Below are 16,964 nucleotides of genomic sequence, written 5' to 3' on the forward strand. Positions count from 1 at the left end.
AACGGGCGCAGGGGTCCCGCCCCCCCCGCCCCCGAATCCCCCCCAACAACCCCCGCCCCCCCGGGGACCCCCAATTCTTTTGAGCCCCCACAAACCCCAACCCCCCCCGGCCTCCCCCCGGGGGGGCGATCTTTCTATCGAGGTCAGTGGCTTGGCCGAGCCGCAGGACGCCGGGCCAGGCCATTTGGCCATGGCGACCAAGCCGGAGTACGCCGAGGTCCTGACCGCAGGCGCCGCGCGGGCGGCCATGCTGTGGGAAGGGGCGGATTGGCGCGCCATGGGGCTGCAGGCGGCGTTGTTGCCCGGGCGGCCAAGGTTCGCCATGTCCGGGCTGACAGGAATGATGGATCCGGGGCAGGGATACGCCGCCGGCATCCATCCAAGCGCTGTGATCGATCCTTCGGCGCAATTGGGCGATGGGGTTTCGGTCGGGCCTTTGGCAGTGATCGAGGCCGGTGCCGTGATCGGCGATGGCGCGGTGATCGGGCCGCAGTGTTATGTCGGCTGGGACGTGCGCCTTGGCGCGCAGGCCGTGCTGCACGCAGGCGTGCGGATCATGGCGCGGGTGGTGATCGGTGACAGGTTCGTGGCGCAGCCGGGCGTGATCATCGGCGGCGACGGGTTTTCCTTTGTAACTCCGGAGGTGTCCGGTGTGGAACGCGCGCGCGCGACCCTTGGCGAAGAGGGCAGCGTCTCGGCGCAGAGTTGGGCGCGGATCGCCAGCCTTGGATCGGTGCTTATCGGCGACGATGTCGAGGTTGGCGCGGGGTCGACCATCGACCGCGGGACCATCCGCGATACTGCCATCGGTCCGGGCACCAAGATCGACAACCTTGTGCAGATTGGCCACAACGTGGTGGTCGGCCGCGATTGCCTTTTGTGCTCTCAGGTGGGCATCGCCGGATCCACGGTTGTCGGCGACAACGTGGTCATGGCCGGCAAGGTGGGGGTGTCCGACAACCTGCGCATCGGCAGCCGTGCGATCCTTGGCGGGGCGACGGTTGTTCTGACCAATGTGCCCGAGGGGCGGGTGATGCTGGGCTATCCGGCGATGAAGATGGAAAGCCATGTGGAGGCCTACAAGGGTCTGCGCCGTTTGCCGCGCCTGTTTCGCGACGTCGCAGACCTCAAGAAAGCGGTTTCCTTGCTGCGCGGAAATGACTAGATACCCGGCAATTCCGGCAAGTGCAGGGGCAGGGGCATGAACGTCAAGGACAAGGTGATCCAGATCATTGCGGATCAGGCAATGCTCGAGGTCTCGGACGTGACCATGGAGAGCACGCCCGAGGAACTCGGGATCGACTCTCTGGGACTGGTCGAGTCGATCTTTGCGATCGAGGAGGCGTTCGACATTTCGGTGCCGTTCAACGCCAATGATCCCAAGGAATCGGATTTCGACATTTCATCGGTGGCGAAGATTGTCGAGGGCATCGAAAAGCTGCTTGCCGAGCAAAAATCGTGAAGCGTGTCGTCATAACCGGTGCGGGAACGATCAACCCGCTCGGGCAGGATGTGGCCAGCACCTTTGAGGCGATGCGCGAGGCGCGCTGCGGCATCAGTGAACTGGATTTTCGCGATGTGGACAGGCTGGCGATCCGGATCGGCGGGCAGGTCAAGAATTTCGACCCGGAAACGGTTTTCAACCGTCAGCAGCTGGCGCTTTATGACCGGTTCACGCAGTTCACCCTGATCGCGGCGCGGCAGGCGATGGCGCAGTCCGGGCTGGACCTGTCCGGTGAGCTTGCCAACCGCTCTGGTGTTGTGCTGGGCACGTCGGGCGGCGGGCTGAACACCCAGGACGACAATTACCGGGCGGTCTATGAAGAGGGCAAGAACCGGGTTCATCCCTTTGTCGTGCCCAAGCTGATGAACAATGCGGCCACCAGCCACGTCAGCATGGAATTCAACGTCAAGGGGCCGAGCTTTACGGTCGCCACCGCCTGTTCCAGTTCCAACCACGCGATGGGGCAGGCCTTCCAGATGATCCGCGCGGGCATGTGTACGACGATGATCACCGGTGGGTCGGAATCGATGCTGTGTTTCGGCGGGATCAAGGCCTGGGAAGGACTGCGGGTCATGTCCAAGGACGCCTGCCGGCCGTTTTCGGCGACGCGCAACGGCATGGTGCAGGGCGAGGGCGCGGGGGTCTTCGTCTTTGAGGAATATGAACACGCACGGGCACGCGGCGCCGAAATTCTTGGCGAGGTGCTTGGGTTCGCCATGACCTCGGACGCCTCGGACATCGTGATGCCGTCCAAGCAGGGGGCAGCGCGGGCGATATCCGGCGCGCTGGCCGATGCCCGCGTGGCGAAAGAGCGTGTAGGCTATATCAATGCCCATGGCACCGGCACGGCGGCCAATGACAAGACCGAATGCGCGGCGGTGTCGGATGTCTTTGGCACCCATGCGGACGACCTTATGATCTCATCGACCAAGTCGATGCATGGCCATCTGATCGGCGGCACCGGGGCGGTGGAACTGCTGGCCTGCCTGATGGCGCTGAAGGACGGGGTGATCGCGCCCACGATCGGCTATGAAGAGCCGGACCCGGAATGCGCGCTGGACGTGGTGCCGAACGAGGCGCGCGAGGCCGAGGTGGACGTTGTATTGTCCAACGCCTTTGCCTTCGGCGGGCTGAACGCGGTGTTGGCGTTGGGGCGGGTCTGATCGCGGCTTGATCCAAAGGCGCGCCTTTCGGCGCTCTGGGTATCTCGGCTTCGGCCTTTGGCCTGCGCCTCGGGCGGGGCGCTGCCCCGTCGCAGCCAGGCTGCGACGCCCCGAGGTATTTGAAAACCAAAGCAGCAGGCCAAGGAAACGGGCAGGCGCGGCTGTGTCCGGCTTGTGGCGAGGGCCAAGGCGTTTGTCCGATGCGGGTTCGGTTCCCGCGTGATGTGAAAATATTGTCGGTGGTGGTGATGGAACAACTCACCCTGTCTGAACGCTGTCCTTGCAAATGGAAACAGCAAGGAGGACGCCACAATGTCGCTCAATTCCCTGAAAGATGTTTATGTCGACCAGTTGCAGGATCTGCGCAGCGCCTGCGCGCAGTCTTTTGACATCATGGATGACCTGATTGCCGCCGCGAAAAGCGAGGAACTGAAAGCCGCGCTGCGCAGTGGCAAGGAGGGCATCGCCGACGGCAAGACCCGTCTGGAAAAGCTGATCACCTCTCATGATGCCGATCCCGAAGGCGAACACTGCAAGGGGATGGAAGGCCTTGTCGCCGAAGCGCGAGCGCATGGTCTGGACGAAGAGTTTGGCGATGACGACGCGCGGGACGCGATGATCATCACTCAGTACCAGCGGATGGCCCACTATGCGATTGCCGGATACGGCTGTGCTGCGGCCTTTGCCAACCGGTTGGGTCTGACGGATGAGGCCGGAACGCTGGGTGGAATGCTGGATGCGGCCTACTCCGGAGATCGCCGGTTCTCAGGCATCGCCCAAGGCGGGGTCAACGCCGCGGCGGCCGAATAAATTCTGCTCTGGATGTGAGACGCCCGCCCCGGTTTGTCTGGGGGGGGCTTTTTTGGGGCCCCCTTCCTGGGGGGGGCGGCTTTCCCTCTCGCGGCAGAGGTTCGCGCGGGCGGGCCTGAGGGCCCCCATGCGGTGGTGCTCCACGGCCTGTCCGGGGCTGACGCCTTCTTCGGCGACCACCAGTTCCACCTCTGCCTCTGTCTTTGAGATCGGGCGAACGATTGCCTCACGCGGGGGGCGGGTGGAGCGGACCTTGACCAGCAGCTCCCATTCGTCACGGCTGGTGAAAGGCTCATCGCCCAGCCAGTTGATCTCTCGCACCGGGATCTTGCGGGTGGCGAGCAGGTCCTTGGGGCCGACGATCACCTGGCGGTTTTCCACGTCCAGTTTCACCACGTAGAGCGGCTCTGACAGGCCGCCGATGCCAAGGCCGCGGCGCTGGCCGATGGTGTAGTGGATCACACCGGTATGCTCGCCCAGAACGCGCCCGTCCACATGAACGATCTGGCCCGGCTCCGCAGCACCCGGGCGCAGTTTTTCGATCACGGCGGCATAGTTGCCATCGGGCACGAAGCAGATGTCCTGGCTGTCGGGCTTCATCGCCACGCTGAGCCCGTATTTCGACGCCAGCGCGCGGGTTTCATCCTTGGAGGGCAGATGGCCCAGCGGGAAGCGCAGAAAGTCCAGCTGTTCGGGCGTGGTCGAAAACAGGAAATAGCTCTGATCGCGCGAGGCGTCCGCGGCCGAATGCAGTTCCGGCCCGGCAGCGCCCATCTGGCGCTGGATGTAATGACCGGTAGCCATACAGTCCGCATCCAGATCCTTGGCCGTTTCCAGCAGATCCTTGAATTTGACCCGCTCATTGCAGCGGATGCAGGGGACCGGTGTGGCGCCGCCCAGGTAGCTGTCGGCGAATTCTTCGATCACCGCCTCGCGGAAGATGTTTTCATAATCCAGCACGTAATGCGGAAAGCCCATGGATTCCGCCACGCGGCGCGCATCGTGGATGTCGATCCCGGCGCAGCATGCGCCCTTTTTGGCCAGCGCCGCGCCGTGGTCATAGAGCTGCAGGGTGACGCCGACCACGTCGTAGCCTTCTTCCTTCAGCATCGCGGCCACGACGGAACTGTCGACGCCACCGGACATGGCGACGACGACGCGGGTTTCGGACGGCGGCTTGGGCAGGCCCAGCGAGTTCAGCGGGCGCGTGTCGAGGGGCATGACGACTCTCCTTGGAATGCGCGGAATATAGGAAAATCCGAACTACTCTCAAGGGGGCGTTTTAGCCGGCGTTAAGCGGCGCATGGCTTTATGCCTCCAAACGAAGTGTCGGAGTTCGAAGGATGTATCTCAAAAGGATCGAAGGACCGCGGGCGGTCAAGCTCCCCGATGGCAGCACAATGACCCGTGCCGATCTTCCGCCGAGCGAAACGCGCCGCTGGGTCGCCTCGCGCAAGGCGGCGGTGGTCAGGGCGGTGACCTTTGGCCTGATCACGCAAGAACAGGCCAAGGAAAATTACGGTTTGAGCGATGAAGAATTGATGGAGTGGGTCAAAGCGGCTACACGGCACGGCGAAGATGCGCTGAAAGTCACCCGGGTGCAAAAATATCGTCAACCTTGAGTTGAATTATCGCTTCTGTGATGTACGGTAAGAGGGCGTTAACCTTTTTGGTCGAGGTTGTGATCAGACCGATGACATTGCCCGGAGACAGCACATGCGTATCTTGCTGGTAGAAGACGATCCCACGACATCCAAAAGCATCGAATTGATGCTGAGTCATGCCAACCTCAACGTCTATTCCACGGATATGGGCGAAGAGGGGATCGATCTTGCCAAACTTTACGATTACGACCTCATCCTACTGGACCTGAACCTGCCGGACATGAACGGGCATGAGGTTCTCCGCCAGTTGCGTGTCGCGCGCATCGACACCCCGATCCTGATCCTGACCGGTGAGGATGATACCCAGTCCAAGATCAAGGGTTTCGGGTTCGGCGCCGACGACTATATGACCAAACCGTTCCACCGGGACGAATTGGTGGCGCGTATCCATGCGATCATCCGCCGCTCCAAGGGGCATTCGCAGTCGATCATCCGCACGGGCAAGATTTCGGTCAACCTTGACGCCAAAACGGTCGAGGTTGCGGGCAAGCCGGTCCACCTGACCGGCAAGGAATACCAGATGCTGGAACTGCTGTCTCTGCGCAAGGGGACGACCCTGACCAAGGAGATGTTCCTCAACCATCTCTATGGCGGCATGGATGAGCCGGAACTGAAGATCATCGATGTCTTCATCTGCAAGCTTCGCAAGAAACTGTCCGAAGCCACCGGCGACGACAACTACATCGAAACGGTCTGGGGCCGTGGGTATGTCCTGCGCGATCCGGAACCCTCGCAGGAAGAGCCGAAGGCGGTTGCCGCCGGCTGATACTGGACCTTACCCCGTCGCGCGCCTATCACTCTGACAGGTGCCGTTGACGGGGGCGGGGATGGTTGAGAAATCGCTCGAAAATCTGACCGGGGTCGGGGAACTGACCGAAGAAGAGGCGCAGCAGGAGCTGGCGTCTCTTTCGGTTTTTCTGGCGCAGGCCAATGCGGCCTATCATGCCGAGGATGCGCCCGAGATTTCGGACGCCGAATATGATCGGCTCAAGCGGCGGAACGAAGAGATCGAGGCGCGGTTTCCGCACCTGAAACGGCCGGACAGCCCGTCTGAGCAGGTCGGCGCGGTCCCCTCCGAAGGCTTTGCCAAGGTGCGGCACAGCATCCGGATGCTGTCCCTGTCGAATGCCTTCGAGGACGGCGATATCTCCGATTTCGACGCCGCGATCCGGCGTTACCTGGGGCTTGGCCCCGATGAGGCGCTGGCCTACACGGCAGAGCCCAAGATCGACGGTCTGTCACTGGCGCTGCGGTACGAGGATGGTGTTCTGGTGCAGGCGGCCACGCGGGGGGACGGGGCCGTGGGCGAGAACGTCACCGATAACGCGCGCACCATCGCGGATATCCCCGAACGGCTGAGCGGCGCGCCGTCGTTGCTGGAGGTGCGGGGCGAAGTCTACATGAGCCATGCCGATTTCGAAGCGCTCAACGCCCGGCAGGCGGAACAGGGCGGCAAGCTGTTTGCCAACCCGCGCAATGCCGCTGCCGGTTCGCTGCGGCAGCTGGATTCGCAGATCACCCGCAGCCGCCCGCTGAAATTCTTCGCCTATTCCTGGGGATCGCTGTCAGAGCCGCTGGCCGAGACGCAGATGCAGGCGATCGAACGGCTGAAGGCGCTGGGATTTCCGACCAACCCGCTGACGGAACTGTGCGACGGTCCGGCGGAGATGCTGGCCCATTACGCGCGGATCGAGGAACGCCGCGCGACGCTGGGCTATGACATCGACGGCGTGGTCTACAAGGTAAACGATCTGGCGCTGCAAGGGCGGCTGGGGTTCCGGTCGACCACGCCGCGTTGGGCCATCGCGCACAAGTTCCCGGCAGAACTTGCCTGGACCCGGCTGGAAGCCATCGATATCCAGGTCGGTCGCACCGGTGCGCTTAGCCCGGTGGCGCGGCTGACCCCGGTGACGGTGGGCGGCGTCGTCGTGTCGAACGCGACGCTGCACAATGAGGATTACATCGCCGGACGTGACAGCAGCGGGCACGAGATCCGTGGCGGCAAGGACATTCGCGTGGGCGACTGGGTGCAGGTCTATCGTGCCGGGGACGTGATCCCCAAGGTCGCGGATGTGGATCTGTCCAAACGTCCTGACGGTGCGCAGCCCTTTGAATTTCCGACCCTTTGTCCGGAGTGTGGCTCTGACGCGATCCGCGAGGAGGGGGACGCGGTGCGCCGTTGCACCGGCGGCCTGATCTGCCCGGCGCAGGCGGTGGAAAAGCTGAAACATTTCGTCTCGCGCGCGGCCTTCGACATCGAGGGGCTGGGTGCGAAACAGGCAGAACAGTTCTACGCCGATGGCTGGATCAAGGAACCGGCAGAGATCTTCACGCTGCGGGAACGCTTTGGCGAGGGCATGCAGCAGTTGAAGAACCGCGAGGGGTGGGGCGAAAAATCCGCCAACAACCTCTTTGCGGCGATCGAAGAACGGCGGACCATCGGGCTGGGCCGCCTGCTCTTTGGTCTTGGCATACGCCATGTAGGTGAGGTGGCGGCCAATGATCTGGCGCACCATTTCGGCACATGGGAGGCGCTGGTCGCCGCCATCGACGCCGCCGGTCCCGCCGCCAAGGCCCAGCGGCAGGCCGATGTCGCCGAAGAGGCCGAGCGCCGCGCCGCAACCGAAGACGGCCGCCGAGCCCGGATCAAGGAAAGCCGCGACGCCGCCTGGACCGATGTGCCGCCCGAAGCGCGTGCGGCATGGGATGAGATCACCGGCATCGACGGGATCGGCGCCACCGTTGCAGTGGCTCTTGTCACCAGTTTTGCGCAGGCCTCTGAACGCGCCTCCATCGACCGGCTGGCCGCGCATCTGACCGTGGAAGCACCCGAGCGGCCAGAGACCGAAGGTTCACCCGTGGCGGGCAAGACCGTTGTCTTTACCGGAACGCTGGAACGCATGACCCGCGCCGAAGCCAAGGCGCGGGCGGAATCGCTGGGCGCCAAGGTGTCGGGTTCGGTGTCGAAGAAGACCGATATCGTGGTGGCCGGGCCAGGCGCGGGCAGCAAGGAAACCAAGGCGCGCGACCTGGGACTGACGGTGCTGGACGAAGACGGCTGGCTGGAGCTGATCGGCGGATGAGCGGACGGCCCGAACCGCTCTGGCCGCTCTTTGCCAAGCTGACCACACTGGACGGCATCGGCCCGAAGACCGCGCAGGCGCTGGAAGGCGCGGGCATCGAGACGCCGCGTGACCTGCTGTTCACGCTGCCTTATTCGGGAATTGACCGGCACCTGAAATCCACGGTGATCGAGGCGGAATTGCCGGGCGTTGCAACCGTAGAGGCGCTGATCGGTCGGCACAGGCCGCCATCCCGCAAGGGCGGGGCCTACCGGGTCGAGGCCGATGATTCCAAGACGCGGTTTCAGGTCGTGTTCTTTCACGGCGGCGGAGATTACATCCAGAAGATGCTGCCCACGGGCCAGAGGCGGATCCTGTCGGGCCGGGTCGAACTGTTCGATGGGGTGCCGCAGATGGTGCACCCCGACCACATGCTGCGTCCGGAAGAGGCGGATGCCCTGCCGGGGTATGAGCCTGTCTATCCGCTGACCGGGAACGTGACGCAAAAGCTCATGGTGCGGGCAGTGACGGATGCCCTGACCCGGGTGCCGGATCTGGCCGAATGGATCGACGGGCCGCAAAAAGCCTCTGAGGGGTGGCCGGACTGGGCAGAGGCGCTGCGCGCGGCGCATGCGCCCGCGTCTGCGCAGGATCTGGCGCCGACAGCCAAGGTCCGGGCACGTCTGGCCTATGATGAGTTCATGGCGCATCAGCTGACCCTTGCGCTGGCGCGCGCGCGGCAGCGGCGCTCGCCGGGGATCGAATCGCGGGGGGATGGGCGACTGCGGGACAAGGTGCTGGCAGCGCTGCCTTATCGGCCCACAGGCGCGCAGAAGCTGGCGATCGAGGAAATCGCCGAGGACATGGCGCGCCCGCAGCGCATGAACCGGTTGTTGCAGGGCGACGTGGGCGCGGGCAAGACGCTGGTCGCCTTCATGGCCTTGCTCTGCGCGGTAGAGGCGGGCGGGCAGGGGGTCATGATGGCCCCGACGGAAATCCTTGCCCGTCAGCACCTGAAAGGGCTGCAACCCTTGGCCGAAAGCGCGGGCGTGGTCCTCGAACTGCTGACCGGGCGTGACAAGGGGGCGGAGCGCAAGGCCAAGCTGCAGGCGCTGGAGCGCGGCGACATCCAGATCCTTGTGGGAACCCATGCCGTGTTCCAGGCGGACGTACATTTCGCCGACCTGCGGCTGGCCATCGTTGACGAACAGCACCGCTTTGGTGTGCGCCAGCGGATGGAACTGGGCAAAAAGGGGGCGGCAGCGGATGTGCTGGTGATGACGGCCACACCGATCCCGCGGAGCCTCGCACTGGCGCAATATGGCGATTTGGACGTGTCCGTACTGGACGAAAAACCGCCGGGCCGCAAACCGATCCGCACCGCTCTGGTGTCGAATGAGCGGATGGAAGAGGTCGTCGATCATCTGCGCAAGGCCGTCGCCGAGGGGCGGCAGGCCTATTGGGTCTGCCCTTTGGTCGAAGAGAGCGAAAGCTCGGACCTTGTCGCGGCTGAAGCGCGGTTTCAGCATCTGCGCGCGGCCTTGGGCGAGGGGGTCGTCGGGCTGGTTCACGGACAGATGCCGCCCGCCGATAAGGACGCCGCCATGGCCGGGTTCGTCCGGGGAGAGACCTCTGTTCTGGTGGCGACCACGGTGATCGAGGTGGGCGTGAACGTGCCCAATGCCACGATCATGGTGGTCGAACGGGCCGAGAGTTTCGGCCTTGCCCAGTTGCACCAGCTGCGCGGACGTGTCGGCCGTGGAGAGGCGGCGTCGACCTGTTTGCTGATGTATCAGCCACCGCTGTCAGAGGGCGGGATGAAGCGCCTGACGACACTGCGGGAAACCGAGGATGGATTTCGCATCGCCGAGGTGGACCTGGAGATGCGCGGCGCCGGGGATCTGATCGGGCTGGCCCAATCCGGCCTGCCGAGGTTCCGCATCGCGGACCTTGAACGGCAGGCGGGGCTGATGGCGGTTGCTCAGTCGGATGCGCGCCGGCTTCTGGCCGAGGATCCGGAACTGACCGGGCCACGCGGACAGGCCGCGCGCATGTTGCTGTGGCTGATGCGGCAGGACGAGGCGATCCGCCTGATCGGGGTGGGCTGAGGCACCTGACCCGGTCGCACAGGCCGGGCCAAGCTGCATAGCGAGACCTGATGCGAAGATAGTGTTCCGCATTGTATCGCAATTTGTTCTCAAATGTTCTCACTAAGTTCTTTACATAGCGTTAAGAGTGTGAGAACAAAGGGTCAACAAACGGAACATTGGAGCAGCACAATGATCGACACCTTCAAATCCGCGCTGGAGCGTCAGAACGGTACACTGTGGCAGGATGCCATTGGTGCGCTAGCCTTGGTGGTGATCCTTGTCGGCGCGCTGCACCTTCCGTCCCTGGTCTGAATTTCAGTTTCTGCCTGCGTGTCTGTGAACGGGTCCAAATAGGCGCATCTCTGTCCCGATGTGCCGCCTGTCCCCATCGGTTCGCCTGCCTGTGACCGATTCAATGGCCCGACGCCCACAGATTGACACGCCCCTTGCCGCCGCCTCTTGTCCCAGAGTGCGGCGGCTTTTTTCATCTACAGTTTGCAAGCCAGCCGCAGACCGCCCCAATGCCGTCCGCGCACGGTGATCGGGGCAGAAAGATCCTTCATCATCACGAAATTGCCGCCGCCCATATCCCGCCGGTAGACCTGCAGCAGGAAGGGCCGCTTGCTGCGCCCGGCTTTCAGTCCGACACGGTCGTCGAAGATGCGGCGATTTCGGCAATGCGCCGCGTTCCACACCGGGTCTTGTCCCTGCGGATGTGAGAATTTCCGGTTGTGGGTCGGAAGATAGCCGTTGTCATCCACCGCAGCGCAAAAAACAATTCGGTCGTTCATGGTCAGGACCGGCTCCTGGATCGGCGGCAGGATTTGGTCAGTCAACCTTGTGAATGGCGCCAGGACCTGTGCCGGATCGCTGCCCTGAACGGGGGAGTAGCGGCGCGTGAACAGGTCGGCTTCGGCAATGCGACCCGACGACAGGGCGGCCTCGAAGGCGTGACTGACCTGACCGGCCAGATCCTGCACCATGGTGATAATCGCGCCGTCAGCCCCGTTGCCGCCAAGCGCGACCGCGTGTTGCAGGATCCCTTCGGAGGTATCGATGAGCTTCAGACACCTCTTGGTGGCCTCATCCACGCCAGCGGCGACCTCTGTGACAGAGCTGGAAATCCGGCCCACCGCCGCCCCGGTCCGGTCCACGGCGGTCTTCGCCCGCGTGGTTTCCTCTGACAGGTCATGAGAGTCGCGGCGCAGCGTCTCAATACCCTTTTCAATCTCGCTGAGGGCATGCTCCGTCTCACCGCTGCGGGCGATGACCTCATCTGCCTGCTGCGCCGTCGCCTGCGCCTCCAGATGCAGGCGGGACATCCATTCGGACAGCCGTGCAACGGTTGTGGTGATGGTCTGCGCCGCATCGGCGGTCTTTTTGCTGAGGTCCTTGACGGATTCGGCCACGATGGCAAAACCCTTGCCCGCCTGACCGGCGCGCGCGGCCTCGATCTTGGCGTTGACGGCAAGGATATGCACCTGCCACGCGATGTCAGAGATCATCGTGTTGGAGGATTGGACGTCGGTCAGCATGTGCTCGACCTCGGAACTGCCGTTGTGGACGGAGCGCACCCATTCCGCCAGCCCCTGCGAATTCCGTGCGGTTTCGCCGATCAGGCTGGACGAGGCGTTGACACGCTGTAGCGCGTTCTCGGCGGTGCCGACCATGCGCTGAACCGCATCCATCATGCGGTCGCTGGCCTCTGACAGGCCGTGGGTTTGTTCGCCGACTTCGTCCAATTCCTGCAACTGCGCCGCGCAGCGATTGTCCAAATCCTGAAGGAAACCCGAGATATCAACGGTTTCGCGGCCAAGCCCGGTGGCCGCATCGGTCAACTGCGCTAGTTCCCGGCCGGCATCTGGTGTCGAGAGATCGGGGGTATGTTGCATGGCCTGCCTCTGGTTCTTCGCCTTGAGTAGCGGCGGAATACGAACAGAGGATTAAACCGAAAATTTAAGCCGAATGCGTGGCGCGCGCCTCTTCGACGGCTTCACTGGCCGCGTCGAGTGCCAGCAGAATCGAGGCGTGGCGGTTCTTGTAGGCGACCGCCGGGCGCAACACCTCAAGCCCGTCGAACGGGGCTGCAGGCGTGGGGCCGTCTTCCTTGAGCATGGCGCGCAGGGCATCGCGGGCCGCGATGATCTCTTCGCGGGTCCGGCCCAGAATCGCGCTGCCAACGACAGAGGCCGCTGCCTGACCCAATGCGCAGGCCTTCACGTCCTGCCCGTATTCGGCCACCTTGCCGTCCTGCATGGTCAGATCGACCGTGACCGTGGACCCGCAGAGCGGAGAACGCTTTTTCACCGTCACCTGCGGGTCTTCCAGCCGCCGGTTCAGGGGGATATCCGCTGCCAGTTCAAGGATCTTGCCGGAATACAGCTTTATCAGGTCGGTCTCGCCACTCATTGGCTTTCTCCCGCGTCGCGTTCCCCTTACATAGGCGGTGGTTGAACGGATGCAAAAGGTTTTTCCCATGGCTTTTGACGCCTCGAGTCTAAAGTATGATGCGCAGGGCCTGATCCCCTGCATCGCGCAGGACGCCGAAGGCGGCGAGGTGCTGATGATGGCCTGGATGAATGCCGAAGCCGTCGCCAAGACGCTGGAGAGCGGGCGGGTGACGTATTGGTCACGCTCCCGACAGGCCTTTTGGATCAAGGGCGAAACTTCCGGCCACGTGCAGGAACTGGTTGATCTGCGGGTGGACTGTGACCGGGATTGCCTGCTGGCACTGGTGCGCCAGACTGGACCGGCCTGTCATACCAACCGGCGGTCGTGTTTTTACACGGCGGTGCGGGACGGCGAGGAAGTGGAACTGATGGCGCCCATGGCGGGCTGAGGCGCGTTAGGAAACCGCGCTGGCGTATTTTCAAAGAGAAGAAACAGGGCGTTGCAGTCCGACCTTCATGCGGATGTCTTTTGGGGCTAGCCCCTCGTTCCTGTAGGTCGAGATGGCGCGCGCCTCGTCGCGTTTGGCCAATCGGCGACCGGCTTCGTCCCGGACCAGGCTATGGTGCAGATAGATCGGCGTTGGCAGGCCCATGAGCCGCTGCAGCAGGACATGGATTTGAGTGGCGTCGAAGAGATCCTCGCCACGAATGACATGGGAGATCTCTTGCGCGGTGTCGTCCAACACGACTGACAGGTGGTAAGACCCCAGAAAATCTTTTCTGGAAAGCGCGATATCACCCACAGTTGATGTCAGGTCCTTGGCTGTCACCCGGCGTCCCGGGGCCAGACCCAAGGGGCCGGTTTCGGTGAAGGTGATCGCCGTTTCGTCGATCCGGTCAAGTGCTGCCCGCATATCCAGCCGAAGCGCCGCGCCCGAGGGCGGCTCTGGCGTGTCCCTTGGGTGCCGGTCCCGACAGGTGCCCGGATAGATCAACCCGTCCGGGCCATGTGCAGGCTCGGCGCCCTCCTGCGGGGCGGAGACGGCCTCGGCAATGTCGCGCCGCGTGCAGGTGCAGGGATAGAGCAGGCCGCGTGTCCAGAGGTGTTGGATCGCGTCTTGGTACGCCTCAGAACGATCCGATTGCCGCATTGGTGGCGCGTCCCAAGTGATGCCAAGCCATGTCAGATCGTCATAGATCTGGCGTTCCCATTCGGGGCGGGACCGTGTGTGGTCTATGTCCTCGATCCGCAAGAGGAATCGGCCGTTTTCAGCGCGCGCGAGATCATGCGCGAGCAACGCGGAATAGGCATGCCCAAGGTGCAAGGGGCCGGTTGGAGATGGTGCGAACCGAGTGGTGAAGATCACGTTTTTTCAAGAATATAGACGGTGGACTTCATGTTCTTTCCGGGCAGGTGGTCGCCATGTTCACGGAACAGTTCCCGAAACCGGCCTTCGGCGATTACGCTGTCCACGCGCCCGGCAAAGGACGGATCCTCCAAGGTGTGATCGTTGAAGGAAAACACGCATTTGGCGCCAGCCTCCATCGCGTCAAAAATGCGGTCCAGAGCGGCCAGCGGCGCGGCACCCGCGCCGATCACGCCGATGGCGGCGATGGCGGCATATCCCTGTGGCACGGAGGACTCCGGTTCGATCTGCGTCAGCTTGCGATACAGGCCCTTTTCCCGCGCGCGTTCGAGCATGCCGGGCGACAGGTCGACGCCGTCGATTGTCGTGAACCCGGCGAGCCGTAGCGCAAGGCCCGAAAGACCCGTTCCACAGCCAAAATCCAGAATGGGCTGTTCCGTGTCCGCCATCACCGCATGCAAGGCTGCCGCGCATCGTCCGGGGGTGGCATAGCCCTCTGCGGCAACCGAATTTTCGTAGGTCGCCGCCCAGTCGTCATACAGGACGCGGGTCTCTTCTTCGTTCCGCGCCCGATAGACCTTCTCAAAAGGATCATCGCTCATGCCAACAGCGTTCTATTCCGCGGCGCGCCCGTCAACCCCCTGTTCGGCAAGCCATGCGCTCCAGACCTCTTTTGCGCGGTCCGTATAGCCCTTGTAACGCTCGCGGCGTCCTTTGCGGCCGCCGCGCAGTCCTTCCAGAGGGCGGAACAGGCCGAAGTTGACGTTCATCGGTTGAAAGGTCTTGGCCTCGGCGCCGCCGGTGATGTGGTGGATCAGGGCGCCGTGGGCGCTGTCCTGCGGAACGGTGGGCATGGGGGCGCCGAGGATTTCCGCCGCTGCCATGCGCCCGGCCAGCAGGCCCATCGCCGCGGATTCCACGTAACCCTCGACCCCGGTTACCTGACCCGCGAAGCGGATGTTGGGTTTGGACCGCAGGCGCATCTGCGCGTCCAGCAGCGTGGGGCTGTTGAGGAACGTGTTGCGGTGAATGCCGCCCAATCGGGCAAAACTCGCGTTTTCCAGTCCGGGGATCATTTTGAAAACAGAGGTTTGCGCGCCATACTTCATCTTTGTCTGAAAGCCGACGATGTTGTAGAGCGTCCCCAGGGCGTTGTCGCGCCGCAGTTGCACCACGGCGTAGGCCTTGACGTCCGGCTGGTGCGGGTTGGTCAGGCCCACGGGTTTCATCGGCCCATGGCGCAGGGTTTCGCGGCCACGTTCGGCCATGACCTCGATCGGCAGGCAGCCGTCGAAATACCCGGCTGTTTCGCCCTCATGAAACTCGGTTTTCTCTGCCGCCAGAAGCGCGTCGATAAAGGCCTCGTACTGGGGCTTGGTCATCGGGCAGTTGAGGTAGGCCTTCTGCTCTTCCTCGGTTTCGCCTTTGTCATAGCGCGACTGCCGCCAAGCCACGGACATATCGATGCTTTCCGCGTAGACGATCGGTGCGATGGCGTCGAAAAAGGCCAGCCGGTCCGCACCTGTTTCACGCTGAATCGCCTCACCCAGTCCGGCACTGGTCAGCGGGCCGGTGGCGAAAATCCACTGTCCGTCGTCGGGCAGCTCCGTGATTTCTTCGTGGAAAACCGTGATATTCGGGTGTGCCTGCAAGGCGGCGGTTACAGCCTCGGCAAAACCTTCGCGATCTACCGCCAGCGCGCCACCGGCAGGCAGGCGCTTTTCATAGGCGGTGGACATGATCAACCCACCCGCCTGCAACATCTCCCAATGAAGCAAGCCAACGGCGTTCTGTTCGGAATCATCCGACCGGAACGAGTTGGAGCAGACCATTTCCCCAAGGTTTCCAGTCTGATGCGCAAAGGTCTTCACCTTCGGTCGCATCTCGTGCAGGACCACCTGAACACCCATGTTGGCGGCCTGCCAGGCCGCTTCGGACCCGGCCATGCCGCCGCCGACGATATGCAAATTCTCTGTCATGGCGCGCATCTAGGGCATGGCAAGCGCGCTGCCAAGGCCCCCTGATCAATTGTTCAGCCCACGATAATCCTACCGCAGTCGCGGGGCTCGGTGCAAACCTGCGGGTAAGGCTTAGGTTTGCTGCCAATCGGGAGGGCGTTTTTCCAGAAAGGCAGAGATGCCCTCATCGGTGTCACGCCACAGCATGTTCTCGACCATCACATCGCCGGTAAAGGCATAGGCCTCGTCCAGCCCCATGCTGATCTGATCGTAAAAGGCGCTCTTGCCGATCTTAACCGCCGCGGTCAGCTTGGTCGACAGGGTGTCGGCCAGATCCCGCGTCGCGGCGGCCAGATCCTCGGGCGGGACCACCGTGTTGACCAATCCCACGGCCTCGGCCTCTTGCGCCGATAGGAAACGCCCGGTTGTCAGCATCTCGAAGGCCTTCTTGCGGGGGATATTGCGCGATAGGGCGACCATGGGCGTCGAACAGAACAAGCCGATATTGACACCGTTGACGCCGAACCGGGTGCCCTCGGCCGCAACCGCCAGATCGCAAGAGGCGACCATCTGGCACCCGGCAGCTGTGGCGATGCCGTGCACCTGTGCGATAACGGGCTGGGGCAGGCGGGTGAGGCCAGTCATGACGCTGGCACAGCGCGAAAAAAGATCCGCGAAATAGGATTTGCCGCCATCTTCGGCCTGCCGTCCGGCCTGGATCTGCTTCAGGTCGTGGCCCGCGCAAAAGGCCTTGCCCGCGCCGGAGATCACCACAACCCGGGTTTCGCGATCTTCGCGCAGCGCTTCGATCTGCGCTTGCAGCGCGGCCAGCATCTCGTCCGACAGCGCATTCAGCCGTTCGGGCGCGTTCATGTGCAGAAAGGCAATCCCGCCAGTGTCGCGACGTTCCAGGATTTCCATCTTGTCCTCCGTGTTTGGGGCAGCTTAGCTGCGGA

At 63.3% G+C, this 16,964-nt stretch carries 16 protein-coding genes and 1 pseudogene; 10 read left to right on the top strand and 7 right to left on the bottom strand.

Translation table 11 applies throughout. The annotated features are described in order from the left end of the window. Positions 1–136: 136 nt before the first annotated feature. The 4 genes from lpxD to ACTXGA_RS15060 all read left to right on the top strand — a co-directional run bounded on the left by lpxD (position 137) and on the right by ACTXGA_RS15060 (position 3,477). Positions 137–1,165, top strand: a complete 1,029-nt coding sequence (gene lpxD / locus ACTXGA_RS15045) for a UDP-3-O-(3-hydroxymyristoyl)glucosamine N-acyltransferase (RefSeq protein ID WP_443395304.1) — start codon at positions 137–139, stop codon at positions 1,163–1,165. Positions 1,166–1,201: 36 nt separating this feature from the next. After that, positions 1,202–1,462, top strand: a complete 261-nt coding sequence (locus tag ACTXGA_RS15050; RefSeq protein ID WP_443395011.1) for an acyl carrier protein — start codon at positions 1,202–1,204, stop codon at positions 1,460–1,462. After that, positions 1,459–2,667: a beta-ketoacyl-[acyl-carrier-protein] synthase family protein gene (locus ACTXGA_RS15055; protein WP_443395012.1), complete on the top strand. Its 1,209-nt coding sequence runs from the start codon at positions 1,459–1,461 to the stop codon at positions 2,665–2,667. The genes ACTXGA_RS15050 and ACTXGA_RS15055 overlap by 4 nt, the downstream gene beginning before the upstream one ends. 312 nt (positions 2,668–2,979) lie before the next feature. Beyond that, the gene (locus ACTXGA_RS15060; RefSeq protein WP_443395014.1) at positions 2,980–3,477 is read left to right on the top strand and encodes a YciE/YciF ferroxidase family protein; all 498 of its coding nucleotides are present in this window, start codon (positions 2,980–2,982) and stop codon (positions 3,475–3,477) included. Here ACTXGA_RS15060 and mnmA read toward each other — a convergent pair. Then, entirely contained in the window at positions 3,433–4,698 is a 1,266-nt protein-coding gene (gene mnmA, locus ACTXGA_RS15065) for a tRNA 2-thiouridine(34) synthase MnmA (RefSeq protein ID WP_443395016.1), read from the bottom strand. The two genes, ACTXGA_RS15060 and mnmA, sit on opposite strands and share 45 nt — an antisense overlap. Positions 4,699–4,820: 122 nt before the next feature. Here mnmA and sciP point away from each other — a divergent pair, with 122 nt between their 5' ends. The 5 genes from sciP (at position 4,821) to ACTXGA_RS15090 (ending at position 10,605) form a co-directional block, all read left to right on the top strand. Then, positions 4,821–5,099, top strand: coding sequence for a CtrA inhibitor SciP (sciP, locus tag ACTXGA_RS15070; protein WP_443395018.1), 279 nt, complete (start codon positions 4,821–4,823; stop codon positions 5,097–5,099). 94 nt (positions 5,100–5,193) lie between these two features. Continuing rightward, entirely contained in the window at positions 5,194–5,907 is a 714-nt protein-coding gene (gene ctrA, locus ACTXGA_RS15075) for a response regulator transcription factor CtrA (protein WP_443395020.1), read from the top strand. 61 nt (positions 5,908–5,968) lie between these two features. Continuing rightward, a complete protein-coding gene (gene ligA / locus ACTXGA_RS15080) occupies positions 5,969–8,224 on the top strand; it encodes an NAD-dependent DNA ligase LigA (RefSeq protein WP_443395022.1) in 2,256 nt (751 codons plus the stop codon). Continuing rightward, positions 8,221–10,311: an ATP-dependent DNA helicase RecG gene (gene recG, locus ACTXGA_RS15085; RefSeq protein ID WP_443395024.1), complete on the top strand. Its 2,091-nt coding sequence runs from the start codon at positions 8,221–8,223 to the stop codon at positions 10,309–10,311. Before ligA ends, recG begins: the two co-directional genes overlap by 4 nt. A gap of 171 nt (positions 10,312–10,482) precedes the next feature. Further along, the gene (locus ACTXGA_RS15090; RefSeq protein WP_443395026.1) at positions 10,483–10,605 is read left to right on the top strand and encodes a hypothetical protein; all 123 of its coding nucleotides are present in this window, start codon (positions 10,483–10,485) and stop codon (positions 10,603–10,605) included. Between the two features lie 176 nt (positions 10,606–10,781). On the opposite strand, the gene ACTXGA_RS15095 is transcribed toward ACTXGA_RS15090, so the two are convergent. Next, the gene (locus tag ACTXGA_RS15095; protein WP_443395028.1) at positions 10,782–12,185 is read right to left on the bottom strand and encodes a methyl-accepting chemotaxis protein; all 1,404 of its coding nucleotides are present in this window, start codon (positions 12,183–12,185) and stop codon (positions 10,782–10,784) included. 64 nt (positions 12,186–12,249) lie between these two features. Then, positions 12,250–12,702 carry an iron-sulfur cluster assembly scaffold protein gene (locus ACTXGA_RS15100; RefSeq protein WP_443395030.1) on the bottom strand — a complete coding sequence of 151 codons (453 nt, stop codon included), beginning with the start codon at positions 12,700–12,702 and terminating at the stop codon, positions 12,250–12,252. A gap of 67 nt (positions 12,703–12,769) precedes the next feature. On the opposite strand from ACTXGA_RS15100, the gene hisI reads away from it, so the two are divergent. After that, complete coding sequence (gene hisI / locus ACTXGA_RS15105) at positions 12,770–13,132, top strand: phosphoribosyl-AMP cyclohydrolase (protein WP_443395032.1); 363 nt, start codon at positions 12,770–12,772, stop codon at positions 13,130–13,132. A 30-nt stretch (positions 13,133–13,162) separates the two neighbouring features. Here hisI and gluQRS read toward each other — a convergent pair whose 3' ends face one another. From gluQRS to ACTXGA_RS15125, 4 genes and pseudogenes are all read right to left on the bottom strand, one after another. Further along, positions 13,163–14,050: a tRNA glutamyl-Q(34) synthetase GluQRS gene (gene gluQRS, locus ACTXGA_RS15110; protein WP_443395034.1), complete on the bottom strand. Its 888-nt coding sequence runs from the start codon at positions 14,048–14,050 to the stop codon at positions 13,163–13,165. Then, the gene (locus ACTXGA_RS15115; protein WP_443395036.1) at positions 14,047–14,652 is read right to left on the bottom strand and encodes a class I SAM-dependent DNA methyltransferase; all 606 of its coding nucleotides are present in this window, start codon (positions 14,650–14,652) and stop codon (positions 14,047–14,049) included. Before ACTXGA_RS15115 ends, gluQRS begins: the two co-directional genes overlap by 4 nt. Before the next feature lie 12 nt (positions 14,653–14,664). After that, positions 14,665–16,029 carry a methylenetetrahydrofolate--tRNA-(uracil(54)-C(5))-methyltransferase (FADH(2)-oxidizing) TrmFO gene (trmFO, locus tag ACTXGA_RS15120; protein ID WP_443395038.1) on the bottom strand — a complete coding sequence of 455 codons (1,365 nt, stop codon included), beginning with the start codon at positions 16,027–16,029 and terminating at the stop codon, positions 14,665–14,667. Positions 16,030–16,140: 111 nt separating this feature from the next. Next, a pseudogene (locus tag ACTXGA_RS15125) lies at positions 16,141–16,938 on the bottom strand (enoyl-CoA hydratase); the annotation flags it as partial. Positions 16,939–16,964: the final 26 nt, after the last annotated feature.

The organism is Antarctobacter jejuensis (genome assembly GCF_052266595.1).
Lineage (GTDB): Bacteria > Pseudomonadota > Alphaproteobacteria > Rhodobacterales > Rhodobacteraceae > Antarctobacter > Antarctobacter jejuensis.